The sequence below is a fragment of the Cohnella hashimotonis genome, from assembly GCF_030014955.1.
Taxonomy (GTDB): Bacteria; Bacillota; Bacilli; order Paenibacillales; family Paenibacillaceae; genus Cohnella; species Cohnella hashimotonis.
This window is the reverse complement of sequence record NZ_JAGRPV010000002.1, coordinates 364,738-391,277: the sequence shown is the minus strand read 5'-3', so window position 1 is coordinate 391,277 and position 26,540 is coordinate 364,738. Positions and strand designations below refer to the sequence as shown.

The following is a 26,540-nucleotide window of genomic DNA, read 5'->3' as shown; positions in this document are numbered from 1 at the left end:
CAGCGTCCGTTTGTTTTAACGCTCGATGTTCAGTTTTCAAGGAGCAATCTTGTTACTGTTCGCCGGCCTTTCTACTCGTAAGTTCTCCGAGCCGACAGCAGTTAACTTTATCAGGTTCGTCCGGGCTTGTCAACTTCTTTTTTTCGAAGCCGTTTTGCTCAAGCTCGCCTTGGCCTGTCCCCTCGAAGGGGCGAGTACTAATATACCAAGCTGGAACGAGAAAAGCAACTGTAAATACTTGTATTTAGAATTGTGCATCAGCTTTCCCCTGCTCCAGGGTCTAACTTCGCTCGCGGTCATTATACTCAGGTTTACCGCCCACGTCTTTTTCGCCGGGCTGGACCGCCAAACGCATGCACGCTCCGTCATACTTCCGGCAATCGTCTGTGCCGCCCTGCTCCGTTATTGGGTTGGCTTCTCGTAGTACGGTCAACATGAGTAATCGCGCGAGAAACGACGTATGCAGCATACGTAAACCGCAAAGGCCGACACACTCCGAACATTCGGAAGGCGTCGGCCTTTTTCTCGCGTAACCGGCGAATATCGAACCACTAATTGAAGTTTACTCGTTCGGAGCTTCCATGCCCAGCAGCGCAAGCAGCTCCCGCTCATCTTCCAATACGGGTACGCCCAGATCGCGCGCCTTGGTCAGCTTGCTGCCGGCGCTCTCGCCCGCGATGACGAGATCGGTCTTCTTGGAGACGCTACCGGACACCTTGGCACCAAGCGCCTCCAGACGCCTGGAGGCGTCGTCGCGCGTGAGCAGGCTAAGCGTGCCGGTGAGGACGACCGTCTTGCCGAACAGCGGATGACTCGTATCCGCTGCCTGAGCCGCCGGTCGGTCGGCCTCGGCCTTGACGCCTGCCGCTCGCATGCGGGCGATGCTCTGCTGCATCAGCGGGTCGCGGAAGAAACCCGCGATGCTCTCGGCCACGATCCCGCCGATGTCGGGCAGCGTGACGAGCTCCTCGGCCTCGGCTGCCATCAGGCGATCGAGGTCTCCGTAGTGGTCGGCGAGCGTGCGCGCGGTCGCCTTGCCCGTGTTCGGGATGCCGAGCGCGTTCAGGAATGCCGCAAGTTCGCGGGACTTGGACTGTTCTACGGAGGCCAGCAGGTTGTTCGCTTTCTTTTCGCCGAAGCGCTCCAGCTTGACCAAATCGTCGAACTGCAGCTCGTACAGGTCCGCAGGATCGCGAACATCGAGCGCCGCAAGGAGCTGCCCGGCGGTCTTGCCGCTGAAAGTCTCGATGTCCATGCAGTCGCGGGAAGCGAAATGCGTAATACGCCCCACGATCTGCGGCCGGCAGCCCAGACGGTTCGGGCAGAACAGATGGGCCCCGCGCAGCTCCAGCGGCGTCCCGCAAGCCGGGCAGACTTCCGGCACTGCGATCTCGAGCCCCGGCTCCTCGTCGGCCTTGCCGAGAATTTCGGGGATGACATCGTTGGAGCGGCGGATAAACACGCGCGTCCCGAGCGCATGCGTCAGGTTCTTCCGCGCGATGTCGCCGATATTGTTCAGCGTGCAGTTCTGCACCGTCACGCCGGCAAGCTCGACGGCTTCGACGCGCGCAAGCGGCGTCACCTTGCCCGTGCGGCCAACCTCCCAGGAGACGGACTCCAGCACGGTCGTCGTCTCCTCCGCCTCGAACTTGAACGCCACCGCCCAGCGCGGAAACTTGTCCGTATAGCCAAGCGCCTCGCGCGTGCGAAGATCCGTCACCTTGACGACCGCTCCATCGATGAGGTAGTCGAGCTCGTGCCGGAACACGACGATGGCATTCAGCTCCTCGGCGACCTCTTCGATATTATCGTAATAGCGCTCGAAGTTATTGACCGGCAGTCCGTTGTCCCGGAGGAAGGCCAATATTTCGCGATGGTTCGCGAACGTAATGCCGGCGGCGTCCGAGAAGCCGACATTATAAAAGAAAGCGTCCAGCTTGCGCGAGGCGGTGACGGCCGGATTCAAGTTGCGGAGCGCGCCGGCGGCGCCGTTGCGGGCGTTCTTGAGCGGCTCCGCCGCGGTACGATTGTAAGCTTCAAGCACGGACAGCCGCATGATGCCTTCGCCTTGAACCTCGATGGGACCGCCTTTATAAGGAATCGACAGCGGGATCGAGCGAATCGTTTTAACCTGCGCCAAAATGCCCTCGCCAACCGTACCGTTGCCGCGGGTAGCGGCTTGTACTAGCTCGCCGTTCGAGTAAGTCAAATTCAGCGTCAGGCCGTCGAACTTCTGCTCGATGACGTATTCGGGCGCCGGCAGAGGCGTGTCCGGATTGCGCGTGTTGTAATCCGTCACCAGCTTGTTGACACGCTGCGCCCACGCTTGGAGATCATCAAAGTTCTGCGCCTTGTCCAGGCTCCACAGCCGCGCCATATGGCGATGAGGCTCGAAACCCTTCAAAATCTCTCCGCCCACGCGATGGGTCGGCGAATCGGGGAGCACGGTTCCCGTCTCCTTTTCGAGGGCAACCAGCTCGTCGTACAGCAGGTCGTACTCCCGATCGCTGATGGAAGGATTGTCTTCGGTATAGTAACGCCGGACGTGGACATTCAGTTCGTCGACCAGCTGTCTCATCCGCTGCAGCGGCTCCGTCATGGCTATTCGGCCTCTCTCGCGATCCCGGCGCGCCGGGTTGATGGTGATGCGAATTTGATTCAAGCGCCCCGATTATCGTGTAAAAAGGTACAACCGAGGCAAAAACGGGAGGGTTCAAACATGGATAATCAAACGGATAAATATTACGATACCCAGGAGAGACATTCTTCGGTCCGCGAGACTTATTACGTCTCGGTATCGGCCGGGACGATCACGAAGGAAGAAAACCATACGACCGATCAGTTGAGCGTGTTCGCGACGGACAGAGAGATCGACCAGCTGATGGCTCTGCTCGCCAAGCGGTCGCAGACCGACGACCTGACGTCACTGCGGGGCGTCATTCCGTACAAGTCCGCGGATCACGACCCGGCCACGGACAAGTACAATGAGCAGATGCTGGACGTTTACCGCGCGATCTTCAGGATCGGCACGGAGGAGACGCGCAAGCATCTCATCCATATGGACATTCTCAACGTTTTGAAGGATCCCGATACCCATCTGCCGGGTTACCACTGAGTTTTATGTACGGCACGGCCGCCGCGCCTTGAGGCGCGGCGGCTTTTTTTGTGCTGCCGGCTTGCAAAATCAGATCTTGGTGACCGGAGCGAAGGCTGCAAGGAGACGCTTAAGTCCTACCGGTGCGGGAAAAGCGATGTTAAGCTCCGTGTCGCTGCCGCTCCCCTTCACAGCGACCACCGTGCCCACGCCCCACTTGGCATGCTGCACCTTGTCGCCGGCGGCGACGGAGAGGCCTTGGCCGCCGCCCGCCGCCGGCTGCGGAGCCGCTGCCGGACGGGCGCCTATGCCGAAGCTCGCCGGCGCCTGCCCTGCGGGCCGCGCTCCCCCCGGAGCGCCTCCGGCCTGCGGACGGCTGCCGAACCCGCCGGCTGCCGCTCCGCCGAACCCGCCGGCCTGCGGCCGCGCGCCAAAGCCTGACTGCGCGCTGCCGCCGCCGTAGCCTCCGCCGCCAAAGCTGCCGCCTGCGCCTGGCCCCCGTCCGCCTCCGAGCCGCGAACCGAACCCGCCGAACGAGCCGCCGATACGCCCGCCCCTCATTTCCACCGCTTCCTTGAGGCTGTCCGGAATCTCTTCCAGAAAACGCGACGGCGCGTTGGCCGCCGTGCGCCCGTAGAGCAGGCGGCTTTGCGCGCAGGTGAGATACAGCTTCTTCTCCGCACGCGTGATACCGACATAAGCGAGCCGCCGCTCCTCCTCCATCTCGTCGTTGTCCATGAACGCACGGCTTCCGGGGAAGATTCCTTCCTCCATGCCGACGATGAACACAACGGGGAACTCCAGCCCCTTGGCGCTGTGCATCGTCATGAGCACGACGGCGTCGCCCTTCTCCTTGTCGTCTTCGTCGTCGCCCATCGAATCGATGTCTGCGATCAGCGCCAGATCGGTCAGGAAGGCGACGAGCGACTTGTCCTCGTTGCGGTTCTCGAACTCCTGGGTAACAGACAGAAATTCCTCGATGTTCTCCAGGCGCGCCTGCGACTCGATCGTATTCTCCCGCTGCAGCTCCATGCGGTAGCCTGACATCTCAAGCATTTTCTCCGTCAATTCGGTCACGGACAAATACTCGACCATGGCGGTCAGATTCGCGATCAGCCCGCTGAATTCGGAGAGCGCCGCCTTCGCGCGCGCCTGTATGTCGAGATGGTACAGGCCGTCGCCCAGCAAGCCCTCGCCCTGGCTGATCAGCTTGTAAATGGAGATGCCCTGGCGCTGCGCCTCCTCCTGCACCTTCCCCATCGTCGTATCGCCAAGCGCGCGCTTCGGGACGTTAATGATGCGGTTAAGGCTGATATCGTCGTCCGGATTGGAGATCAGGCGCAGATATGCCAGAATATCCTTGATTTCCTTACGGTCGTAGAACTTGGTGCCGCCCACGATCTGATACGGAATCTCGGATTTGATCAGAATTTCTTCCATCACCCGGGACATGGCGTTCGTACGGTACAAAATGGCGTGATGATCGTAACGACGGCCGTTCTGCCTGTTCTTGCGGATCTCTCCGGCGACGAAGTATCCTTCCCCATGCTCCGAATCGCCCTGGTAAACGGTGATCTTGTCCCCGCCGGGGCTATCGGTCCACAGGTTCTTGGGCTTGCGGCCCATGTTGTTCTTGATGACCTGGTTGGCCGCCTCCAGAATGTTGGACGTCGAGCGATAGTTCTGCTCCAGCAAAATCGTGCGCGCTTCGGGGTAGTCCGCCTCGAAGTTGAGAATGTTCGTGATATCCGCGCCGCGCCAGCGATAGATCGACTGGTCGCTGTCGCCGACGACGCAAATGTTGTGGTGCTTGGCCGCGAGCATTTTACAGATCATATACTGGGCCTTGTTCGTATCCTGGTACTCGTCTACATGGATATAACGGAATTTGTTCTGGTAAAACTCAAGCACTTCAGGCACTTCGCGGAACAGCTGGATGGTGAGCAAAATGAGATCGTCGAAGTCGAGCGAATTGTTCGCCTTCAGGCGGCGCTGATACTGCGTGTACACCTTGGCGGCGATCGTCTGGAAATAATCGCCCGCACGCGCTTCGTATTGCTCCGGCGACAGCAGTTCGTTTTTTGCGCCGCTGATCATCGCCTGCACCGCTTTGGGCTCGAACTTCTTGGTGTCGATATTCTGCTCCTTCATGACGCCCCGGATGACGGACAATTGATCCGCCGAGTCCAGAATGCTGAAGTTGGAGCCGAAGCCGATCCGCTCGATGTCCCGCCGCAAAATCCGCACGCTCATCGAGTGAAACGTGCTCACCCAAACGTCGCGTCCGCTTGCGCCGATAAGCTTGGAGACGCGGTCCTGCATCTCGCGCGCCGCCTTGTTGGTAAAGGTAATTGCGAGAATGCTCCACGGCGCCGCGATGCGCTTGGCGATCAGGTAAGCGATGCGGTGCGTGAGCACGCGCGTCTTGCCGCTCCCCGCGCCGGCCATGATGAGCAGCGGTCCGTCTGTGGCGACTGCCGCCTCGCGTTGCTTGGGATTCAGCCGGTTCACGGCTTCGTCGATATTAAACGCCGTTCCGGACGAGGACGACGGTTGTGCCGGTTCAAAAAACATGATGATAACGCTCCTTTGCTTGTAGCTTATGGGAGGCGTCTATTCGCCTCGCTGCGCACGCCGTCTCGGGCCGTGCCCTCCGCGCCGATCGCGCGCTTCGCGGCGTCGACCGTTTCAAGCGCGGCATGCAGATCGCTGTAAATGACATTGCCCACGACAACCGTATGCGCCGACTCCGCGGCGGCCCTGGCCTGCTCCGGCGTGGCAATGCCGCCACCGTAGAACAGCCTGGCTTGCGTCAGATGCTCCCGAACTTTGCGGACCAGCTCCATATCCCCGAACGCGCCGCTGTACTCCAGGTACAGCACGGGGACGCGCCAGAGTCGGTCGGCCAGCTGACTGTACGCCAGCACCTCGTCTGTCGAAAGTTCCGTCCGCGCCTCGGTCACTTTCGCCGCAGTGCACTCGCCGTTCAGGATCAGGTAAGCCTGCGCTGCCGTGAGTTCCCAAGGCATGAACGCGCCGTACTCGGCCAGCGCCTTGACCTGCCTGCCGACCAGCCATTCCGTGCGCTTCGCGTTGAGTACCATCGGCACGAAATAACCGTCGAAGCCCGGCACCGCGCTATCGGCGCCGGTCAGCTCCAGCGCGCATGGCACCTCGAAGCGGCGAATCCGAGCCAAGAGTTCCACCGTATTGTCATAGGTAATGCCGCTCGAGCCGCCGACCAGGATGCCGTCCGTGCCGGACAAGCAGACCCGCTCCAGCGCCTCTTCGGAAATCTCGCGGTCCGGGTCTAGCTTGAATACGTGCCGCCACGCGGCATACATATCCGAAAATGCGATCATGCGTTCCTCCACGGCGTTTACCCCTAGTCTACAGGAAATCGAGTCACGGGGGAAGGCGAACGGCGGGGATTTCAACACGCAAAATACTGGAGTCGCTCCAGCCGCAGCTGCAACCGCGATTCCGACGCCCCAGGCCACTGAAGTTATGCGATGCCGCCGCACAACTCGCGCCTTTGGCGCCGCAATATCCCTCGCATTCGAAAACCAAGCCTAGCGGCTGTAGACGTCGGCCTAGAGCTTACCCCCGTTTACTCCGATGAGCTCGTATTCCAAATGAAAGTCGTCGAGCGAGCCGAAAACCGGCAGCAAAATGTCGGGCTCCGACGATCTTCGCAGCTGTGCAATTGTTATTCCTTGCCATGCGGATTCCCCTTCCGAAAAAGGTTAAAACGAAATCAAAAAGCCGCGATTCCCGAAGGAACAGCGGCGTGTGCTTCACGCGGATTAACTCTATTCATTTAATTATCCACGCAGCTTGCTCTCCAGATAAGCCTTGAACGCATCGCCCAGATCCGGACGCTGGAGCGCGAAGTCGACGATCGTCTTTAAATACCCCAGCTTCTCGCCTGTGTCGTAGCGATCGCCTTCGAAGGCGTAGGCGTAAACCTCTTCCTGCTGCAGCAGGCGGAAGATGGCGTCCGTCAGCTGGATCTCGCCGCCCGCGCCGGTGTCCTGCGTCTCAAGCAGGCCAAAGATAGCCGGCGTCAATATATAACGGCCCATAATCGCGATATTGGAAGGCGCGCGATCCGCAGCCGGCTTTTCGACCACGCCCCGCACAGGAACGATATCCTGGCTCAGGTCGGCGCCTTCCGCCGGATCCACGACCCCGTAGCGGGAGATTTCCTCGTCCGGCACGCGCTTAACGGCCAGCACGCTGCTCTGCACCTTATCGTACACGTCCATCATCTGCTTCAAGCACGGCGTCTCGGAGCGGACGATATCGTCCCCGAGCAGCACGGCGAACGGCTCGTCGCCGATGAAGTTGCGGGCGCACCAGATCGCATGGCCGAGACCCTTGGCTTCTTTTTGCCGAATGTAGTGAATATCGATCAGCTCGGAAGCGTGCTGAACCTCGGAGAGCAATTCCAGCTTGCCCTTCTGACGCAGGTTCTCCTCGAGCTCGTAGTAGCTGTCAAAGTGGTCCTCGATGGCCCGCTTGCCCTTGCCGGTCACGATGATAATATCCTCGATTCCCGAGGCGACGGCCTCTTCGACAATATATTGAATACCGGGCTTGTCGATAATCGGCAGCATCTCTTTGGGCATCGCCTTCGTCGCGGGGAGAAAGCGTGTGCCGAGTCCCGCTGCGGGGATAATGGCCTTGCGGACTTTCATGAGACAGGCATCCTCTCTATATTATGCGTGCCGTCCTTGATACGCCGGTATTCCCTGCGGCGCGGCCGGCAGACGCCCGACCCCGATGCACACCATGCCTTGCGCGTTCAGCGCGTGTGCGTCCAGGCAGTTGCGTCCATCTAATATTATAGGCCTGCTCATCCAGCTTTTGTAGTCTTCTGCCGATATTTTGCGGATCTCGGGCCATTCCGTCACGACGATCGCGGCGTCCGCGCCGCGCAGCGCCTCTTCGGCGGAGCCGTACAGCCCGACGCCCGCAGGCAGCTGCCGCTTCATCGCGATGTCGACCGCCGGATCATAAGCGGCCAGGGAGATCCCCGGATATCGCTTCTTAAGCTCTGCGATCAGGCGCAGCGAAGGGGCTTCGCGCAGATCTGCCGTGCCTGGCTTGAAGGCCAGCCCGAGCAGCGCGACGCGACGACGCGACAAGCCGCTGAGCGCCGCTTCCAGCTTGCGCGCCATACGCTGCGGCAGTACGGCGTTGGCGCGGATGGCGGCGGAAGCGACCGTCTGCGGCGCGCCGGCCTCGCTCGCAAGCCGCACGAGCGCTCGCGTGTCCTTGGGCAGGCAGGAGCCGCCGAAGCCAAGGCCCGCGCCCAGGAAGTGCGGACCGATGCGCGGATCCAGCCCGAGAATGCGAGCGATATCCGGGTAATCGGCGCCGGTCTGCTCCGACAGGGCCGCCATCTCGTTGGCGTAGGAAATCTTGATCGCCAGCGCCGCATTGGAGGCGAGCTTGGCAAGCTCCGCGCTCCGCCTGTCCGTGTGAACGACGGTCGCGGACAATCTTCTGTACAACCGGTCCATCAACTCGGCGGCTTCATGCGTAGCCGAACCGATGACGACGCGCGAAGGCTCGAAGAAATCCCGCACGGCGAAGCCCTCCCGCAAAAATTCAGGCACGGACACGACATCGACGCCGCCCTCCGCAGGCAGCCGCGCGCGAATTCGCGCCTCCAGCCGCTCGGCGGTGCCGACGGGCACCGTGCTTTTCACGGCGATCAACCTGCGCATGCCGTCCGCCCGAGGCCAGAGCATATCCGCAGCTTCCCACAGCTGGGCCAGCAGAATCTCCCCGTCGTCCGTCGCGGGCGTTCCGACGGCAAGGATTACGATCTCGGCTTCGCCGATCGCCGTCGACGCGCCGACACCGAATGCGAGCCGCCCTCCTTCCTGTCCCCGCTTCACCAATTCCGCGAGCCCCGGCTCCAAATAAGGCAGCACGCCGTTTTCAATTCGCTCTATTTTATCGCCGTCCGTATCGCTGCAATATACCTGGTGTCCCAAATCCGCAAATCCGGCCGCCGTCGTCAATCCGACAATACCTGCTCCCACAACCGCGATTTTCATGAACGTTCCCTCCTAGGATTCCGTTGTCGTCCGTTCATTGTATCAACGGGACCGCAAGTCAGAATGCGCTTAAGGTTAACAGAATGTAAAATTCATCCTGCGCTAACAGTTCGAACTTCCAAACCGGCGTGCTCGATGATTCTCATCTTACCGCTCCATAGCCGCCACATCGCAAAAAAGCCGCTTCATCCCGAAGGATAAAGCGGCTTGCCCTATTTCGCCGGCAGACGCCTGACTGCTTACTTGACCAGCTGTCCGCGCGTTACGCCGAGCTGGTTGATCGCCTTCAACTTCTTCCACACCTCGGTGCCGCCGATCCGGCCCTGCATGGCCGCGCGGTACAGCGACAGCACCTCGCGTACTTTGGCCGCGTCCTCCTCGAGGAATTCGACCCGGTACGACGGCACGCCCAGCTCCTGGAAGGTCGTCAAGTACTCCGCGCCCGACTGCTCGATCGCGTTGTAAACCGTGTTGCGGCAGCCCTCGTCGACCCGCACCGGGTGCGAAAATCCGATCCGGTCGCGCAGCGAAGCGCGGGACTCCTCGCAGGGACGTCCGCAGTTGGTGAAGTTCGTGCCTTCGCTCATAAACGTGCAATAGACGCAGTGCTCCGTGTGGAACATCGGCAAATGCTGATGAATGACGAGCTCGAGCCGCGACGTATCCGACAAGCGCAGCATGTCCACCATCTGCTGGACGTTCAGGTCGTACGAAGGCGTCACCCAATCGAGGCCCGCCTCGCGGAACAGCTCGACCGTCTTGTGGTTCGCCACGTTAAGCGAGAAGTCCCCGATAAGCGTCGGGTGCTTGGCGCCCGGATTTTCCATCCGTTCCTTCAGGTAAAAATAGAGCGCCCCCGTATTGCGCACGAGCACCGCGTCCGGCGCAAGCTTCAGGATGTTGCGGTGATAACCGTTCTCTCCGGGCATGTGGATGCGCGGCGTCGCAAGAGCGATCGGCTTGCCCGCCGCGCGGCAGACCGCGATGGCGTCAGGGAATTGCTTGATAAACTCGAAGTCCGCGTAAATCATCGCGGCATCCGTCTCCACGGACGCTTGCACCTGCTCAAGCGTCCGGCAGAGGACGGTCAGCCGGCCGCCGCCGGTCTCGAGCACGGACGGCGCCGGATGCGGCGCATCTCCGTAGGCGTCGACGTCGCGCTTGACGTAGACCGGCGGACGGTCGCGCAGCGGCTCGAGCTGCAGCACCGCTTCGCGGCGGATGCGGTTCAGCTCGCTCTTGGGCACGATGACGTCGCCCTCGAGCGACACGGTCAGCTCGCCGAGATGATACAGCGAGCCCCCGAGACGGCCGAGCTGCTCCTCGAGCACTTCACGGCCGAGCGGCCGGTTCATCGCGCGCTCGAGCGGCATGTCGGACTGCACGACGACGGTCGTATTTTTCTGCGCGTCGGTCCAGATCGTGCGGAGCGGCTCGCCTTCGCGACCGGACACGGTGACGGACACCGGGAACGTGCGATACGGCTTGTCCGTCTCGAAGGTCGTGCGCAGACGGCGGTCGAGCGCCGGGTCGCTCGTCTTCCAGATGCGGTCGCCGACATGGAGCTTGGTCAGGTCGACGTCGTTGCGGCCCATGACGATCTCGATCTCGCCGCCCTGCGCCACCTCGCCTTCGATCTTGACCTTGCCGCGGCGCAGATCATACACGCGTCCGCCCTCTTCCTTCTTGGTCGGGTCGCCGGCGTCGAACACCAGACCGTCGCCGCGCTTGAGCGGCGCTTCGATCAGGCAGACGACGCTGTCGCGTGTGAGCCGCTCCACGCGGCCGAGATACACGCCCCGGCTTTTCGGGAATGTGCCCTCGACTAGCTGCTTGTTGTTCGTACCATCGAGGAAACCATGCGTAAAGCCGCGCGAGAAGCTCTGCTGCAGCTCGCGGACCTCCTCCGCGGAAGGCCTCGCGTCCTGCCCGGCGAAGTATTTGTCGATGGCGCTGCGGTACTTGCTCACGACGTTGGCCACATATTCCGGACTCTTGAGCCGTCCCTCGATCTTGAACGACGTGACGCCAGCCTCGATCAGCTCGGGCATAATATCGATCGCCGCCAGGTCCTTGGGCGACAGCAAATAAGCGATGTTGCCCATCGGCTTGTGCTCGCCGTCGACCATCAGGTCGTAAGGCAAGCGGCAGGCCTGCGCGCATTCGCCGCGATTCGCGGAGCGTCCGCCCCACATCTCGCTCGTCAGACATTGTCCCGAATATGAAACGCACAACGCGCCGTGCACGAACACCTCCATCGGCAGCTTCGCCTGCTCGCCGATCTTGGCGATCTGCTTGAGGTTGTTCTCGCGTCCGAGAACGACCCGCTCCATGCCGAACGGCTTCGTGAACTCGACCGCCTCCGGCGAGGTGATCGTCATCTGCGTCGAGCCGTGAATCGGAAAGTCGGGCGAGATCTCGCGGATCAGCTTCACGAGGCCGAGATCCTGCACGATAACCGCGTCCACGCCCGCGTTGATGCAAGCCTCAACGAGCTCCTGCGCATTGCGCAGCTCGTCCTCGAACACGAGGATGTTAAAGGTGAGGAAGCCTTTGACGCCGTATCTGTGAAGGAACGCCATGATCTCCGGCAGCTCGTCCATCTTGAAGTTGTTCGCGCGCGCCCGCGCATTGAATTTTTCCACGCCGAAAAAAATCGCGTCCGCGCCGTTCGCGACGGCCGCCCGCATGCATTCCCAGTCTCCGGCGGGAGCCAACAGCTCTATATCTTCACGCCGCACTGCGGCTTGATTGCTCATGTATGCTTAACCTCCATGCCGCCTCGAGGCGGCGATCTCTCTATTAGTATAGCAAAGCAAGACGCGGGGACCAAAGGAAAATGGCGGCTGGCGCGCAAAAAGGCGGCCCGCTCCCCAAAAGGAGCGGCCGCCTCTCTCGTATCGCGATATCAGCCGTTGAACTTGAAAGACTTCAATGCATCATCAATTTGCTTCAAGTTGAACGTCGTAGCGTTGGAATCGCTGATGACGGTCTGAACGACATAAATCGTATCGTTCTTTTCCATCACATACAGGACGAACTTGCCCCCTGCCTTGGTGGTTACGTTAGGCACAAAAGCCAACTTGACGGCAGATTCGCCTGCAAGCGTTTCGTTCGTACGGCTATCCAACTTCCAGAAGCCGGTGCCGGTTACCGATTTCTCCAGCATTTCCGGGTACCCTTCGAGCGACGTTCCCTTTTCGACGGCAACCGTGAAGCCGACGCCGACGCCGGTGAATATGACCGAGTCCCGGTCCATATCGATGCCGCTAACGGTCCAGTCTTCGGGTACGGTAATGCTGTAGCCGTATTTCTTGCTCGTCTTGACGACGGTCTTATGCTGGTCGATGTCGTCTTCGCTGTCCGGCACCTGGCCGAATGTTTTCTCAACCTTCGCGAAGTCGACCTTCATGTTGTTCTGCAGCTTGCTTAATATGTCGGCAGCGTCGAGCTCCGTAGCGCCTCGTTCAAAGTCCAACTGCGTATCGTATTTATACGAACCCTTGACCGCAAAGATCCTGTAGCTCTCGTACCAGGTCGTCCCGTCGTCGGTAAAGGCGAGCTTCACCAGCTTGGCGGGCAGTCCGTTCCATACGATATCCGTCGCGACCATAGGCTCTTTGTACGCGTCCGCGATCACTTCGTCCGCCGCCGCTTTTTGCCGTTCCACCCAAGCCTCCAGCGTATCTCCGGCCTTAAGCGACGTAATATCGAACGTAATCGAAGCGTCGCCGTTATAGTAGCTGATCCCGTCCTCGTAGCCTTCTTCCCACTCCGGCGGAAGCTGGATCGTGAGCCCATAGTCTGCGTCCTTGTAAGTGACGACACCGTCTTTGACCTTGCTCAGATCCTTCAGCGCTGCGTTTTTGGCATCGAACTGCGGCGCAAAGCTGTCCAGCAGCGGCTTGTTGGCCGTCAGCTCGGAAGCGGCCTTCGCCGACTTGCCGAACATGAGGACGTAGAATCGGTCGTTCGCTTGAATGGCTCTGTATTCGTAGTAAAAGCCGTCCGAACTTTTGGTCACCATCGTCTGGAATTTGCCCGACGGCAGCGCGATTTCCTTGACGTTCAGCACCGTCTCGTCGTCGACGTAACCTTCGAGGTAGTCCCGTTGCTCCTTCGCGGTAAGCGGATCCTTCGCTTCTTCGACGGAGATGGACAAATAATAGTTTTTCTTCACGTCCTGGAAGGAAATGAAATCGCCGGTGCCCGACTGATAGTTCTGCGCCAGCCCCGTCGGGTAGTTCATCGACCACTTGAAGTAGCTGTCGCCGATCTTGGACTTGCCTGCGTCGGTGTCGATCGTTCCCTTGCCGCCCGCGGCGGCGGCGCGCGGTCCCTTGATTGCGATCTCCTTGGTCGACGCCGTGAACGTAATCTTGGCGCCGAGCAGCTCGGCTGCGCGCAACGGCACCATCATGACGCCCTTGACGGCAACCGGCGCTGCCGGCAGCGTCTTCTGAACGCCGTTGACGTATGCGGTCTTGCTGCCCGTCGCCATGACGACCTTCAGGCTGGCGCTGTGCGTCAGCGTCATCTTTTTATTGTCGGTCAGCTGCAGCTGCACGCCGATTCCTTTGGTGAGCACGCTCAGCGGAATGAAGGTGACGCCTTTTTGCTGGAACGGCGGCTGCACGGTCGAAGCGACGCCGTCCACCGTCATCTGCCCGCTGCCGAGCTTCAGCTTGATGACCACTTGCGTCGTAGTCGCTGCAGCGCTAGTAGCTGCGAAAGCTGCCGTTCCGGAGGAGATGGCAAGCGCCAGGACGAGCAGGAATGACAACAACATTTTAGGATGAAACATGATTCTCGAATTAGACATGGGTTAATCTAAGCTCCTTTTTATTGAGACAAGCTCTTGGATAACACGACTTGGCGAGACACGAGGTCTCCGTCCGCCAGTACCGTGACGGCGATCTTGCCGCCCGGCAAATAAGACTTGAGCAGCTCGCTCAGTTCGACGAGCGTGGCGATCTGTTTGCCCCCGACCGCGTAGATCTGGTCGCCGACCTTGAATCCTGCGGCCTGCGCCTCGGCGGATACGACCGCCGTGACGGTCATCGGCTCCTCGGTCGGCAGGCCGACGACGGCGGACCAGCTCTCTTCGAGCTCCAGGCCGAGCGAAGGACGCATGACTTTGCCGTACTTGGCGAACTGGTTCAGTACGTACTGCACCGTATCCGCCGGAATGGCGAAGCCCATGCTGTCGATGTCGACGTCGACGAACTTCATGGAGTTGATCCCGACGACCTCGCCCTTCATGTTCACGAGCGGACCGCCGCTGTTGCCCGGATTGATGGCCGCATCCGTCTGCAGCAGGTTGTAGTCGTCGGAGATGGACCGGTTCAGCCCGCTGATGACGCCGACCGTGGCCGTGTTGCGAAGCGAGAACGACACCGGGGTGCCGATCGCGATCGCCGGCTCGCCGACCGTAACCTTAAGCGGAGAAGCCGCGAACTTCGCAGGCTTCAGACCGCTGGCCTTGATCTGCACGAGCGCCAGATCGCTGGTCGCGTCGATCTGCTTGCGCGTGCCTTCATACTCCTTGCCGTCCGCAGTTACGACGACGATCCGCGTCATGTCCTGCACGACGTGCGCGTTGGTCACGATCAGCCCGTCCGCCTTGATGATGACGCCCGTCCCATGCGCAAGCGCGAAGCGTCCGCCATTCGCGTCGGGCTTGCCGATGATCGCGACGACGCTCGGCGCCACCTGCTTGATGACGGACGGCACGTCCGCAGGCGCGTACTTGTAAGTCTGGCTCGCCTTGTCGTAAGTCCCGGTGCCGCCTAGCGCGGCGGTTAAGGACGTTGCCTTGACATAGGCCTCGCCGTTGATGACCTTGACCGGCAGGCTGACAGCGCCGGACGTTGGCGCTGCCGCCGTCGCCGAACCGGCCATCAGCAGCCCGAACGAAAAAAATGCGGCACCGATCGCCGCTTTGCCGTTTATCTTTTTAAACAACCCGCACCCCAACTGCCTCTCGTTAGTAAATTAAGCCCTTTTTACCATATCAGAATCCGTATGGATACGATATCGGAGATTATGTCGAACAGTGTCGAATATGCAAAAAAAGAGAACCGGACGCGCACGCCGGCTCTCTTGTCTTAGTTATGGGTTGGATTGCAGCCGGGTTCGCTTACCAGCCGCTGACCATCTTCACGTCCGCGATCAGGAAAATGATCAAGGAAACCGCCGTGAATCCGATGGCAAAAATGTTCTTGTTCGGGCGCTGCCTCACCAGGCGAACGAGCCCTGCTACGATCAGAACCGTGATGATAACCATGAAAATGTCGAATACCGCGAACGTACTTGCGGATTCAGCCGCATTTTCCGCGAGAAACATGGGTTGTCCTCCCTTATCTCATAACTTTCCCAGTATCCTCTATGTTAGCCATAAGGCACCCTTGTTGCAAGTCCGAATTTGCCGCCGTAACAACTTTGTCACAATCGGCGGGAAAGCGCTAACTCTCAAGCCGCGCTTGAAAGCCAGTGCGTTCCGGGCAAATATAAAATGTCCAACCGCGCCAGTTTTTATAACAAGCACGGCAAATCGTTACCGCTATACCAGGTTGACATGCCCGCCTGCCGGTACTACGATCAACTCATCCCATATCCGAGGAGGCGTTACGTACATGCGAGAACGTCCGGATTCAAACGAATACACGCCCTACCAAGGGCAGTACGTGTCGCTTGTCCCCGATGGCGATCTGATCGACATCCTTGAGGCGCAAAAAGCGCGCACGCTCCGCATGATCGCGGGATTGACGGAGGAACAAGCCGATTATCGGTACGCGCCGGGCAAGTGGTCGCTTAAGCAGGTTTTCGGCCACATCAGCGACAACGAGCGCATACAGAGCTACCGGCTGCTCCGCATCGCCCGCGGCGACAAGACGAATCTGCCCGGTTACGAGCAGGACGAGCTCGTGCCGAACGGACCGTTCGAGAGCTGGAGCTTGTCGCAACTCTCCGAAGATTATAAGACGGTCCGGGAGGCGACGCTGGCGCTGCTGCGCGGGCTGCGTGCCGAGGACTGGACGCGGATCGGCAACGCGAACGACAATCCCGTCAGCGTGCGGGCGCTGGCCTGTATCAATAGCGGGCACGAGCTGCACCATCTGCGGATTATCGAAGAACAGTACTTGCGTTGAGAATGAAAAACGGGCGTCTCTTCTTGCGGAGAGAACGCCCGTTTTATAAAAGAATGGCCCGATTATCTACCGTTTACAGCCTTTTCCGCTTGCGGCGCCCATCTTCCGTTCACCCAAGTGATCAGGAAAGAGATGCCGCCCAGCCCGAGCAGCACGACGACCTTGAGCAAGGTCTCCTCTCCCTGAAGATCAAGAATCATCGCTTTGAGCGCCACCACAACGAGGACAGCGGAGCCGAACCAGCGGAACAGCGGCTCGCGGCGGTATGCCCCCCACAGGAACAGCAGCAGCGCGTAGGCCCCCCATGCGAGCGACAAGGCAAGCCGCAGCAGCGTCGTTTCTCCGCTTCCCCAGTCGTATGCTTCGAACAGTCCCGAAATTTGAACGGTCAACAGGCCGCCGATGACAAGGTGGGCGCCAAGCGCGAAGGCGTTCGATACCAGCTTGCGGTCCGAGCCGTCCAATCCCACAGCCTGCCTGCTCGTCGCGAAATAGAAGCCTAGCGCAGCCAGCAACATCCAGGAAATCGCTCCCCAGTTCAGAAAGGGGACATAGACGTCGAACCAGTCGCCGCGCGGCGTTTCCCAGGTCGTAGAGAACCAGTATACGTCGACGATGAACCAGATCGTCATGGACAGCATCTCCGGCAGCCAATGCTTCCGCTTGCGCATGCGTCCGACAGCGGCGAGAACGATCGCAACGCCCGCCCACAGGTAAACGTTCAGCAATGGCTTCACTTCAAGTCCGCTGCCAAGCTGGTTGAGGGCGATCAGCGTCAGCAAGGCGCCGATCAGGCCGTGACTCAGCGCGTAGGCGAGCGTGCGTCCCGATTGCCGAAGCACGAAGGCGGCGGCCGAGAGGAATAGCAGGCCGATAAAAATCAACGTATAGCCGCTGTCCAGCTCGCCCTTCAAGATGATGAGCGCCCATACGCCGAACAGGATCCCGTTTGCAAGACTCAGATACATGTTTAACCCGTCGAAGCACCGGCCAAGACGAACGCTCGCGATCAGGCACCCCAGATGATAGAACAGGAACGCCGCCAGCGCATACCGGATCGGCATGTTCTGCCAGCCGTCCAACGACGGGTCGAACCAGAAGAAGTAGATGGCGTAGAGCGCCCAGGTGCCGGCAAAGGCGACCGGCCTAAGCTCGCTCCAGCCCTTCGCGATGCTGATCGAGAAAAAGGCCGCGTTCAAGACAAGCAGGTAAAGGAACAGCGCGAAGACTTGGTCGGTCTCTGGCAGCATCAGCATCGGCGACAGCAGGCCGCCGGCTAGCGCGATATGCATGAGCAGGCGGGAGTTGAACCGCCAGGCGTAAGCCACGGCTAATGCGGTGACGGCGATCATGCCGAGAAGTACGGTCATCGGCGCCCACAGCGCGTAGGCGATGCCGGCAAAAGCGAACGTGGCGTACAGGATGCAGGCCCCGAGGCCAATCCCGATTTCGCCCGCTATAGCCCCTCTGGGCTTCGTCGCAAGACGCGCGCCCGCCAAGGCAAAGCCGATGCCGGCCAGCAGCCCGACGCCGATTTTCATCGGATCGGTGATCCAGCCGCGGTCGACCGTATAACGAAACAGCGTGATAAAGGCGGTCAATACGAGCGCGACGCCGAGCAGGGATGTCCAATGCTTGCGCAGATGGTCGATCATGACGGTGAACCCTCCTTGGGGGATTGAATACGCTTCGGAAAAAGGCGATCGGCCAGCTTGACGAGGCCGAGCAGCAGCAGGCAAAGCGCAAGAGCGACGCCTTCCAGCTCAAGCAAGTACCACGGCCACGGACCGAGCAGGTCAAGCAGAGAAGCCGAAGGCGGCTTGCGGGCGAGGAACATGAAGTTGGTCCCGGCCAGGAGGTCTGCGATCGCTGCGGGCACCGCAAGCGCCTGAAGCCAGCCGAAAGCGCGCAGGGCGGATCGCAGCGTCGGGCGATATCCCTCTACGATCGTCATGTACAGATTCGAGATGACGATAAGAATGTGGCCGAGGAAAAAGTGCGCGAAGCCGAACGTCGGAAACGGAGCCGTCAGGTCGGGCGTCGCCAGCGCCTGAACCGCGCCGAGGATGCCGAGGAAGAACGTCACCTCGTACAGGCGGCGGCTGCCGGTCAGCACCATAATCGCCGTCAGCCAGATCATGAGGCTGCACAGCTCGAACGGCAGCGCATAGACGTCCCAGTCCCGCGTGACCGCTCGATCGGCCAGCATCGCCAGCTCGACGGCGACGGACGCTGCGGCCAGGCCGATCCGGACCCGCTTCGAGCCCCGCAGTCTTCGCCTCCACGCGCACACGATCGCGACCAGCAGCGCCAGCAGGCCGAGCGCCGCCCAATGCGAAGTCCCGTACGGTTCAAACGTCATGCTTGTTCCCCCCTCTCTACACCCTCATTTTAGAAAATCGGGGCAAAAAAAATAGTACCAACTTTACGTGGTACCATCTTGGCGCTTCCGCGAGCCTTTTATTCCCGGGGGTCGAGGGGATGTCCAGGTCCCGGTTCCGATTGTTCCCTGGGCTTGAACAGCCCCATGTCCCGTGCCTGCCTGGCCGCCTCCTTGGAGCCGGGAACGCCGAGCTTGCGGAGAATGTGATTGATATGGTTTTTGACCGTGCGAATGGAGATGAACTGCCTGTCCGCGATCTGCGACTGCGAATAGCCGCGATCTACCATCTCGAGCAGTTGCAGCTCCGCGGGCGTGATCAGGTCCTGCAGCTTCTTGACCTCGAACTCCCGCTCCAGCGCCTTGAGACGCCTGAACTCCTCCCGCATCCGCTCCGCCGCGGCCGGACTGATCGCCGCCTCGCGACGGGCGGCGGCGCGGACCGCGTCGGGCAGACCCTCGAAGTCCGTCTTCAGCTGGTAGTCGATGGCCCCTGCCTGGAAGGAGCGCAGAATCAGATCCTTCTCCTCCATCGAGGTCAGCATGATCACCCGCGCCCCGGAGACGACGGCGGCCTCCTCGGCCAGCGCGATGCCCTCCGGCACGCCGTGCAGCATAATGTCCATAAGGACGACGTCCGGCGGCGCTGCAGCATCCGTCCCCTCCGTCCGTAACGCGGCGCGCACCTGATTCGGGTCGCCGCTCGCCAGCTTCACCTGAAGATCCGGCTCCTCGTTCAGATACGAAACGAGCCCTCTGCGCCAATCCTCGTCGTCTTCCACGATCCATATGTTAATGGCTTGCATCCAGCCCCGCCTCCTTTGCGTTCGGCGCCGGCGAAGGCGCCGCATGGTCCGGCCGCGCCCGCACGCTCCGAATCGGCAATGTCATGTAGACGCTCGTGCCCTGTCCGATCTTGCTCCGGATGGCAAGCGTTCCCCCATGCTTGCGCATGACCTGGTAGGCGTAAGGCAAACCCAGACCGAAGTTGGTGCCGCCGCCCTTCGTCGTATAAAAGGGCTCAAGCGCATGCGCGCGCTGGCTCCGGCTCATGCCGGGTCCGGTATCCGCGACCTCGAGGACAAGCTCGCGCCGTCCCTCCGACAGCTTCATCGTCAGCGTCCCGCCGCTTCCCTTCATCGCTTCCGCCGCGTTGGCGACGATATTGTTCAAAGCCTCGCCAAGCTGCGCTGCATCGATATCCGCCTTCCATTCTCTCGCAGGCAGGACGAGCCGCGTCCGAATCCCGCCGAGCTGCGGTTCAAGCGCCGCGAGCGTATCGCGCACGAGCGAGTCAAGGCTCACATTCGACCGCTTCAGATCCAGGTCGCCGGTGCGACTGTGGACGCGGGCGATCATTTCCTGCATGTGCAGCGATGCGGACAGCATCGTCTCGATATCGCGCAGCAGCTCCGGCTGCCCGGTCTTTTCCGCGTATCGCTTCGTCTTCTCTCCGAACAGCCGCAGCTTTCCCGCGTCGTTTTTGATGGCGTGATTCAGAATGGCCGTGCCCGCGTTGACGGCTCTCCATGTCGTGTCCAATCGCCTGCGGTCGACCAGCAGCCGGATACCCATGAACCCGTAGCTGAACAACCCGATCAGAAATACGGCGACCGCTAGCGACGCCACCCAAGCATTGTATACCCACATGCGCAGCATGCCGAGGCTCGGCAGGATGTAGCTCATGGCCAGAAGAAACAGCATGGGCGGCACCACGGCGAGGCAAACGATCCAGTAGGTGGGAGAAAGCGGCGAGCGCCGGGGCCGCAGCAGCAAAATATGCGCCGCTCCGTACAGCATGTACGGCGCCGCCCACCAGACGACGATGCCAAAGGATATCGGATAGCGCTCGGTATACCACGGCGTCAGCAGCAGACAAAGCGCGATCGGCGCGAGCAGCGCGGCCGGCAGCGCGCGCCTGAGCGCGGGATGCATCCGAACGGGACGGAACGCCAGCGCGAACATCAAGAACGCGTACGGCACGCCATAGTAGGAAGCGACGGAGGCTATCGCCTGCATGTGGTAAAGCGGCTGCTCCCAACGGTCGCGGACCGCGCCGTCCGCCAGCGACGGTATAATATTAAGATCGAGGACGGCAGCCAGCGCGCCGGTTCCGGCAAAGAAAGACACAGCGGCCAGCCGACGGGAAGCGGAGGAGCCTGAGCCCGCGGCCAGCAAAAAAAGCGCTACCGCCCACAGCACCGGCCATACGAACAGCATGCTTGCGTCCTCCTTTCTCTAAAACGTTTGATCAATACGCTTGCATATGCTCCCGGCGGTATTCGCCGGGAGTCTTTCCTTTGTTCTCCCTGAAGGTTCTGGCGAACACCTTGTACGACCTGAACCCGACCTCCATCGCGATGTCGAGGATGCTCATGTCCGTCGCCACGAGCAGGCTGCAGGCATGTCGGATCCGGATGTGATGCAGCAGGTGCAGGAAGTTGATGCCGGCGTGCTTCTTGATCTCTACGCTGAGCCGCGTCGGATGAATGTCGAAGCGGCCGGACAGCTCCGACAGCGACAGGTCCTCCCGGTAGTTGTAGTGGATGTACTCGAGGATCGGCCAGACGAAGCCGCCCCGTCCCGCCTGGTCGGCCGCGTTCCCTTCCTTCGCCAGCGCAAGGCGCTTGCGCTGAAAGCGGATGAGCAGCTCGTGCAAGCGGAGCGGCAGCATCTCCTTGCGGTACGGCTGTTCGCCCGCATATTCGCGCAGCAGCTCGGCGAACAGCTGCTCCTGCGGCCCAAGCTCCTCGGGGCCGAACTGGATGTACGGCTGCTGGTTCTCCATAAGCAGCGACCGCAGGTGCGACGATTCGACCTTCGACGATGCGATCAGCAGCTCCATCGCGAACATGCAGTTGAACAGCCGCAGCGGCTGCTGGGAGGTCGTGACGATCTCGTGGATCTGGAAGGGCAGCAGCAGCGTGAACGTGCCGCGGCTCATCGGGTGATTGACGCCGTTAATCTTCTCGTAGCCTTCCCCTTCGATGACAAGGGAGCATTCCAAAAAGTCGTGGCGATGCGCGGGAAAGAAACGCCGAATCTCGTTGATAGAGACGTAGAACGGGAAGTCGCGTTCGATCATCTCATAGTCGCTCAAATTTTTATTGACGGGAAAAACGGTCATAAAAACCCTCCCAAAAGATAAAAAAACGGGATATTCCCATAAAAATCCGGGCCATTCGCAGCTAGAATATACCATACACTAGGGGTGTCTTCATCAAGAATTTAATTTTTTCCGGGAGGATTTATTGCATGAGTTTGCCGACAATCGGTGCCCTGAAGTCCAGTTCCTTGATCGTCCGTCATCCGAACAACCCCATTCTGACCAGCAAGCAAGTCCCTTATAATCCCGCACTGGTATTCAACGCCGGCGTGACGAAATTCCAGGGCAAGTACGTGATGATCTTCCGCAACGACTACGGTCAGGAAGATTTGCAAACGCTGTCACCGAGCGATACGACCAATCTGGGCCTCGCGTATAGCGACGACGGCATCCATTGGGAGGTTCGTCCCGAGCCGTGCTTCAGCCTCGATGGCGAGGACATCATCCGGACGTACGATCCAAGGCTCACCGTCATCGACGGACGCTGTTATATGTGCTTCGCGGTGGACACCGGCCACGGCATCCGCGGCGGCATCGCGGTGACGGACGACTTCGAGAAGTTCGAGGTCATCAGCCTGAGCGTGCCGGACAACCGGAACATGGTGCTGTTTCCAGAGAAAAGAAACGGACGCTACCTCCGGCTCGAGCGGCCCTTCACGATCTACAGCCGCGGCGGCGAGGAGCGCTTCGACATCTGGATCTCCGACTCCGCCGACCTGAAGTATTGGGGCAACTCCGATCTGCTGCTGGCGGTCGAGCAGGTTCCCTTCGCCAACGCCAAGCTCGGTCCGGCTGCGCCGCCGATCAAGACGCCCAAGGGGTGGCTGACGACATTCCACGCGGTGGACATCGATCCGTCCCGCGGCAAAAACGGCTGGGAGCCGACCTGGAAAAAGCGGTATACCGCCGGCATCATGCTGCTCGATCTGGACGATCCAAGACGCGTCGTCGGCATGTACAAGGAGCCGCTGCTCGCGCCGGACGCGGATTACGAGAAGGACGGCGGCTTCCGCAACCACGTTATTTTTCCCGGCGGCATGATCCTGGAGGACACGGGCGAGGTGAAAATTTACTACGGCGCGGGAGACACGTACGAATGCCTGGCCACTGCGGACGTGAGCGACTTGATCTCCCTTTGCCTCAAGGGTTAAGCACTGCCACCCTCTCACTCTGAATTACGGGGAAGTGAACCTCCATGACGAACGGTCTCAGATCGACGTTTCGTTACCTCAACAAGAAAAAGTACCTCTACCTCATGCTCGTGCCCGGCGTCGCCTACTTCCTGATTTTTAACTACATCCCTATGTACGGCGTCGTCATCGCGTTCAAAGACTTCAACTTCGCCAGAGGCATCCTGCACAGTCCCTGGATCGGATTTGAAAACTTCAAGTACATGTTCGGTCTGGACGATTTCTACACGGTATTCCTCAACTCGTTGTACCTGAGCTTCCTGAAGCTGCTGTTCGGCTTCCCGTTCCCGATCCTGCTCGCGCTGTTCCTGAACGAGATGCGCAACCGGACCTACCAGAAGTTCAGCCAGACATTGATCTACCTGCCCCACTTCATCTCCTGGGTCGTCATCGGAGGCATCCTGGTCAACTTCCTGTCGCCGACCTGGGGCGTGTTCAACCTCTTCCTGCAGCAGCTCGGCATCGAGCCCGTCTTCTTCCTGGCGGACAACGCCTACTTCAGGCCGCTCGTCGTGCTCAGCAGCATCTGGAAGGATTCCGGCTGGGAGAGCATCATCTATCTCGCCGCGATGGCTTCCATCAACACCGAGCTGTACGAGGCCGCGAGCATCGACGGCGCGAGCCGTCTGAAGCGGCTGTGGCATATCACGGTGCCCGGCATCAAGTCGACGATCGTCGTCCTCATCATCCTGCGTCTGGGCCACATCATGAACAACGGCTTCGAGCAGATTTTCGTCCTTCAAAATCCGATGAATCTCCACGTATCCGAAGTGTTCGAGACGTACGCCTACCGCGTCGGCATTCTGGGCGGCCGCTTCTCCTTTGGCGCGACGGTCGGGCTGTTCACCTCGGCAATCGGCCTGATCTTCCTGATCGCGAGCAACCGGATCGCCAAGTGGATGAAGGAAGACGGCATTTGGTAAGGCCACGCGCCCAGAAAGGAGGCTGCTCCCGTGAATATCCGCTCTCGCAGCGATAAAATTTTCGACACCGTCAACTACTTCGTCATCACGCTGTTCGCGCTCCTGTGCCTGTTCCCGTTCGTCTACGTGGCCGCTTACTCGGTCACGCCCTACACGGACTACCTGGCGCATCCGCTCCGCATGATCCCGACCCACGTCGAGTTCGGCGCCTACCGGCAGATCTTCAAGATGTCGGTGCTCTGGACCGGCTACCGCAACACGATCGTCATTACGGTCGCGGGCGTCGCCCTTAACATCTTTTTAATGCTGATTACCGCGTATCCGCTTTCAAAAACCGATCTGAAGGGACGCAACGTCATCCTGCTGCTCATCACCTTCACGATGTTTTTCAACGGCGGGCTCATTCCGAACTTCTACCTCATCCGCTCGCTCGACATGTACAACACGCTATGGGCTTTGATCCTGCCCGGCGCGCTCGGCGCATACAACCTGATCCTGATGAAAAGCTTCATCGGCAGCATTCCCGCAAGTCTTGAGGAATCGGCCTCGCTCGACGGCGCCAACGAGCTGACGATTTTGGCCCGCATCATCGTGCCGCTCTCGAAGCCCGCGATCGCCACGTTCGTCATTTTCCACGCGGTCACCCAGTGGAACACGTTCTTTAACGCCATTATCTATACGTCGAAACGGGACCTGTGGCCGCTCATGCTTATTGTCCGGGACCTCGTCGTCGACAGCGGCGGGGTCGCGCGGGACGTGCTGGACGCCAGCAATTCCGGCGTGACGGAATTCACGATCAAGATGGCGATCATCATCTTCTCGACGCTGCCCATCATCCTCATCTTCCCGTTCATGCAAAAGTACTTCATGAAGGGCATGCTCATCGGCTCCATCAAGGGCTAGGCCCCGCTCGGGTGAAGGCCGCGATTCAATGCGGCTTAACTATAAAAACAAACTTTGAAGGGGATATGAACATGAAAAACAAACGCATTAAACGGACAAGCCTGCTAGTATCCGCAATGCTCATGTCTTCCGCGCTCGCCGCCTGCTCCTCGGGCAACAACAATGATGCCGGCAGCTCGAGCGACGCGGCCCCCTCCGGGTCCGCATCCGCTTCCTCGTCGGCCTCCTCTTCCGCAACGGCCGCCCAGAAGGATCCGGTGACGATCAAGATGTTCAACCGGGTGAACGCGGACGTCGTCCTGGACAACAACCCCGTCGTCGCGGAGGCCGACAAGCTGGCCAACGTAAAGCTCGAGATCGAAGCGCCGCCGATCAACAACTACGTAGACAAGCTTCAGGTCGTGATGGCCTCGGGCGATCTGCCGGACGTGATCTACAACTGGGGTACGGCAGGCAACGGCGCGGACGCGAACATGGAAAAGTGGGCGCAAAACGGGCTGCTCGAGCCGCTCGACGACAAGATCGCGGGTTACCCGAACCTGATGAAAAACATCACGCCCGAAATGTGGGACGCGGTCAAGTCGGTGGGCGACGGCAAAACGTACATTATCCCGAGAACGAACGTCGTCAACCACTGGGGCTACATGATTAACCAGCAGTGGCTGGACAAGCTGGGCCTCAAGGCGCCGACGAACCTCGAGGAGTTCACGAACGTCGTGCGGGCGTTCGCCAAGAACGATCCCGACGGCAACGGCAAGGCGGACACGTACGGGCTGTCCCTCTCCGGCCCGGATCTCGGACGCAATACGATCTGGAACGCCACGAACTTTCTGACGGCGGCGTTCGATCTGCCGGTCGTCGACGGCGTTAAGGACACGGACGGGCAGTACAAGATCCGGGAGAAAATGTCCGGCTACATCCCTTACCTCACTTATCTCAAGCAGCTCAACGACGAGAAGCTGATCGATCCTGAATTTCTGATCAACAAAATTTACGTCGATACGGAAAAGCTGAACCAATACAAGGTCGGCATCGTTTATGGCCACCAAGCGGCCGTGCTCGGCAACATCAGCAAGCTGCCGGATTCTGAGAAGATCTTCTCCTACCACGGCGTACTGAAGGACGACAAAGGCGTGGCGTCGGATTGGGTCACGCCGGCGATGTGGGGCGGCTGGATGATTCCGAAGGGTTCCAAGAAGGTCGACGACGTCCTGAAGTTCCTCGACTGGGGCAACACGGCCGAAGCCAACACGCTGTTCCAGCTTGGCGTGAAGGGCCTCACCTACGACAGCTACGATCCCGCCACCAAGGCGGTCGTACGGTCCGCGGATCAGACGGCCAAGCTCGCGACGCTGACGAGCCCTTATATGACGCCGGCCAATGCGATTAACGGCGACGGCGCCTCGATCGTCAACGCGGATACGCCGGAGCGGCTCGCCGTTTATCAGACGCAGCTGGACGAAGCGCTGAAGCAAATGACTGTCGTCAACGTCCCTGCAGTGCGCTCGCCGAAGATTCTGAACCTGAACGGCACCATTCCCGACCTCGTCAAGAAGAAGGACGACAAGGAGATCGCATATATCACGGGCAGCATTAACGAGCAGCAGTTCAAGGACTTCCTCGAGAAGGAATGGTATCCGGCCACAGCGGACGCCGAGAAGGAATACGTCGACTTCATGAATTCGCTCGGCAAATAAGTCGTTAAGCTAGTCGTTAAGTTAC

General features: G+C 60.1%; 20 protein-coding genes. 6 read left to right on the top strand and 14 right to left on the bottom strand.

Going from position 1 to position 26,540, the window contains the following annotated elements:
• Nucleotides 1-562 precede the first annotated feature (562 nt).
• Nucleotides 563-2,599, bottom strand: a complete 2,037-nt coding sequence (gene ligA, locus KB449_RS36190) for an NAD-dependent DNA ligase LigA (protein WP_282913274.1) — start codon at nt 2,597-2,599, stop codon at nt 563-565.
• Nucleotides 2,600-2,719: 120 nt separating this feature from the next.
• On the opposite strand from ligA, the gene KB449_RS36185 reads away from it, so the two are divergent.
• On the top strand, nt 2,720-3,115 hold the full coding sequence (locus KB449_RS36185; RefSeq protein WP_282913273.1) for a hypothetical protein: 396 nt from the start codon (nt 2,720-2,722) through the stop codon (nt 3,113-3,115).
• A 69-nt stretch (nt 3,116-3,184) separates the two neighbouring features.
• Here KB449_RS36185 and pcrA read toward each other — a convergent pair whose 3' ends face one another.
• The 8 genes from pcrA to KB449_RS36145 all read right to left on the bottom strand — a co-directional run bounded on the left by pcrA (nt 3,185) and on the right by KB449_RS36145 (nt 15,511).
• Nucleotides 3,185-5,668 carry a DNA helicase PcrA gene (pcrA, locus tag KB449_RS36180; protein WP_282913272.1) on the bottom strand — a complete coding sequence of 828 codons (2,484 nt, stop codon included), beginning with the start codon at nt 5,666-5,668 and terminating at the stop codon, nt 3,185-3,187.
• A gap of 26 nt (nt 5,669-5,694) precedes the next feature.
• Nucleotides 5,695-6,456, bottom strand: a complete 762-nt coding sequence (gene pcrB, locus KB449_RS36175) for a heptaprenylglyceryl phosphate synthase (protein WP_282913271.1) — start codon at nt 6,454-6,456, stop codon at nt 5,695-5,697.
• Nucleotides 6,457-6,918: 462 nt separating this feature from the next.
• Nucleotides 6,919-7,794, bottom strand: coding sequence for a UTP--glucose-1-phosphate uridylyltransferase GalU (gene galU / locus KB449_RS36170; protein WP_282913270.1), 876 nt, complete (start codon nt 7,792-7,794; stop codon nt 6,919-6,921).
• A gap of 21 nt (nt 7,795-7,815) precedes the next feature.
• On the bottom strand, nt 7,816-9,165 hold the full coding sequence (locus KB449_RS36165) for a UDP-glucose dehydrogenase family protein (protein WP_282913269.1): 1,350 nt from the start codon (nt 9,163-9,165) through the stop codon (nt 7,816-7,818).
• A gap of 239 nt (nt 9,166-9,404) precedes the next feature.
• Nucleotides 9,405-11,924, bottom strand: a complete 2,520-nt coding sequence (locus KB449_RS36160) for a U32 family peptidase (RefSeq protein WP_282913268.1) — start codon at nt 11,922-11,924, stop codon at nt 9,405-9,407.
• 149 nt (nt 11,925-12,073) lie between these two features.
• Nucleotides 12,074-13,987 carry a stalk domain-containing protein gene (locus tag KB449_RS36155; RefSeq protein ID WP_282913267.1) on the bottom strand — a complete coding sequence of 638 codons (1,914 nt, stop codon included), beginning with the start codon at nt 13,985-13,987 and terminating at the stop codon, nt 12,074-12,076.
• 20 nt (nt 13,988-14,007) lie between these two features.
• Nucleotides 14,008-15,129 carry a S1C family serine protease gene (locus KB449_RS36150; protein ID WP_282913266.1) on the bottom strand — a complete coding sequence of 374 codons (1,122 nt, stop codon included), beginning with the start codon at nt 15,127-15,129 and terminating at the stop codon, nt 14,008-14,010.
• A gap of 175 nt (nt 15,130-15,304) precedes the next feature.
• Nucleotides 15,305-15,511, bottom strand: a complete 207-nt coding sequence (locus tag KB449_RS36145) for a hypothetical protein (RefSeq protein WP_282913265.1) — start codon at nt 15,509-15,511, stop codon at nt 15,305-15,307.
• 289 nt (nt 15,512-15,800) lie between these two features.
• Between KB449_RS36145 and KB449_RS36140 the strand changes: the two genes are divergently transcribed.
• Nucleotides 15,801-16,316: a DinB family protein gene (locus KB449_RS36140; RefSeq protein WP_282913264.1), complete on the top strand. Its 516-nt coding sequence runs from the start codon at nt 15,801-15,803 to the stop codon at nt 16,314-16,316.
• A gap of 62 nt (nt 16,317-16,378) precedes the next feature.
• On the opposite strand, the gene KB449_RS36135 is transcribed toward KB449_RS36140, so the two are convergent.
• From KB449_RS36135 to KB449_RS36115, 5 genes are all read right to left on the bottom strand, one after another.
• A complete protein-coding gene (locus KB449_RS36135; RefSeq protein WP_282913263.1) occupies nt 16,379-17,971 on the bottom strand; it encodes a DUF2339 domain-containing protein in 1,593 nt (530 codons plus the stop codon).
• The gene (locus KB449_RS36130; RefSeq protein ID WP_282913262.1) at nt 17,968-18,678 is read right to left on the bottom strand and encodes a YwaF family protein; all 711 of its coding nucleotides are present in this window, start codon (nt 18,676-18,678) and stop codon (nt 17,968-17,970) included. The genes KB449_RS36135 and KB449_RS36130 overlap by 4 nt, the downstream gene beginning before the upstream one ends.
• 98 nt (nt 18,679-18,776) lie before the next feature.
• On the bottom strand, nt 18,777-19,502 hold the full coding sequence (locus tag KB449_RS36125) for a response regulator transcription factor (RefSeq protein WP_282913261.1): 726 nt from the start codon (nt 19,500-19,502) through the stop codon (nt 18,777-18,779).
• The gene (locus KB449_RS36120; protein ID WP_282913260.1) at nt 19,489-20,916 is read right to left on the bottom strand and encodes a sensor histidine kinase; all 1,428 of its coding nucleotides are present in this window, start codon (nt 20,914-20,916) and stop codon (nt 19,489-19,491) included. Before KB449_RS36120 ends, KB449_RS36125 begins: the two co-directional genes overlap by 14 nt.
• A gap of 31 nt (nt 20,917-20,947) precedes the next feature.
• Nucleotides 20,948-21,823, bottom strand: a complete 876-nt coding sequence (locus tag KB449_RS36115) for an AraC family transcriptional regulator (protein WP_282913259.1) — start codon at nt 21,821-21,823, stop codon at nt 20,948-20,950.
• Between the two features lie 128 nt (nt 21,824-21,951).
• Between KB449_RS36115 and KB449_RS36110 the strand changes: the two genes are divergently transcribed.
• The 4 genes from KB449_RS36110 (at nt 21,952) to KB449_RS36095 (ending at nt 26,515) form a co-directional block, all read left to right on the top strand.
• Nucleotides 21,952-22,953 carry a glycoside hydrolase family 130 protein gene (locus KB449_RS36110; RefSeq protein ID WP_282913258.1) on the top strand — a complete coding sequence of 334 codons (1,002 nt, stop codon included), beginning with the start codon at nt 21,952-21,954 and terminating at the stop codon, nt 22,951-22,953.
• A gap of 44 nt (nt 22,954-22,997) precedes the next feature.
• Nucleotides 22,998-23,915 carry an ABC transporter permease gene (locus KB449_RS36105; RefSeq protein WP_282913257.1) on the top strand — a complete coding sequence of 306 codons (918 nt, stop codon included), beginning with the start codon at nt 22,998-23,000 and terminating at the stop codon, nt 23,913-23,915.
• Nucleotides 23,916-23,945: 30 nt separating this feature from the next.
• Entirely contained in the window at nt 23,946-24,818 is an 873-nt protein-coding gene (locus KB449_RS36100; protein WP_282913256.1) for a carbohydrate ABC transporter permease, read from the top strand.
• Between the two features lie 71 nt (nt 24,819-24,889).
• Nucleotides 24,890-26,515, top strand: coding sequence for an extracellular solute-binding protein (locus tag KB449_RS36095; protein ID WP_282913255.1), 1,626 nt, complete (start codon nt 24,890-24,892; stop codon nt 26,513-26,515).
• Nucleotides 26,516-26,540 lie beyond the last annotated feature (25 nt).

What these genes read in the sequence shown, in the direction of transcription:
- KB449_RS36125 (WP_282913261.1), bottom strand. Translation starts at nt 19,502, where the DNA reads ATGCAAGCCATTAACATATGGATCGTGGAAGACGACGAGGATTGGCGC.
- KB449_RS36115 (WP_282913259.1), bottom strand. Translation starts at nt 21,823, where the DNA reads ATGACCGTTTTTCCCGTCAATAAAAATTTGAGCGACTATGAGATGATC.
- KB449_RS36160 (WP_282913268.1), bottom strand. Translation starts at nt 11,924, where the DNA reads ATGAGCAATCAAGCCGCAGTGCGGCGTGAAGATATAGAGCTGTTGGCT.
- ligA (WP_282913274.1), bottom strand. Translation starts at nt 2,599, where the DNA reads ATGACGGAGCCGCTGCAGCGGATGAGACAGCTGGTCGACGAACTGAAT.
- KB449_RS36155 (WP_282913267.1), bottom strand. Translation starts at nt 13,987, where the DNA reads ATGTCTAATTCGAGAATCATGTTTCATCCTAAAATGTTGTTGTCATTC.
- KB449_RS36110 (WP_282913258.1), top strand. Translation starts at nt 21,952, where the DNA reads ATGAGTTTGCCGACAATCGGTGCCCTGAAGTCCAGTTCCTTGATCGTC.
- KB449_RS36165 (WP_282913269.1), bottom strand. Translation starts at nt 9,165, where the DNA reads ATGAAAATCGCGGTTGTGGGAGCAGGTATTGTCGGATTGACGACGGCG.
- KB449_RS36130 (WP_282913262.1), bottom strand. Translation starts at nt 18,678, where the DNA reads ATGACGTTTGAACCGTACGGGACTTCGCATTGGGCGGCGCTCGGCCTG.
- KB449_RS36095 (WP_282913255.1), top strand. Translation starts at nt 24,890, where the DNA reads ATGAAAAACAAACGCATTAAACGGACAAGCCTGCTAGTATCCGCAATG.
- pcrB (WP_282913271.1), bottom strand. Translation starts at nt 6,456, where the DNA reads ATGATCGCATTTTCGGATATGTATGCCGCGTGGCGGCACGTATTCAAG.
- KB449_RS36140 (WP_282913264.1), top strand. Translation starts at nt 15,801, where the DNA reads ATGCGAGAACGTCCGGATTCAAACGAATACACGCCCTACCAAGGGCAG.
- galU (WP_282913270.1), bottom strand. Translation starts at nt 7,794, where the DNA reads ATGAAAGTCCGCAAGGCCATTATCCCCGCAGCGGGACTCGGCACACGC.
- KB449_RS36120 (WP_282913260.1), bottom strand. Translation starts at nt 20,916, where the DNA reads ATGCTGTTCGTATGGCCGGTGCTGTGGGCGGTAGCGCTTTTTTTGCTG.
- pcrA (WP_282913272.1), bottom strand. Translation starts at nt 5,668, where the DNA reads ATGTTTTTTGAACCGGCACAACCGTCGTCCTCGTCCGGAACGGCGTTT.
- KB449_RS36105 (WP_282913257.1), top strand. Translation starts at nt 22,998, where the DNA reads ATGACGAACGGTCTCAGATCGACGTTTCGTTACCTCAACAAGAAAAAG.
- KB449_RS36185 (WP_282913273.1), top strand. Translation starts at nt 2,720, where the DNA reads ATGGATAATCAAACGGATAAATATTACGATACCCAGGAGAGACATTCT.
- KB449_RS36135 (WP_282913263.1), bottom strand. Translation starts at nt 17,971, where the DNA reads ATGATCGACCATCTGCGCAAGCATTGGACATCCCTGCTCGGCGTCGCG.
- KB449_RS36145 (WP_282913265.1), bottom strand. Translation starts at nt 15,511, where the DNA reads ATGTTTCTCGCGGAAAATGCGGCTGAATCCGCAAGTACGTTCGCGGTA.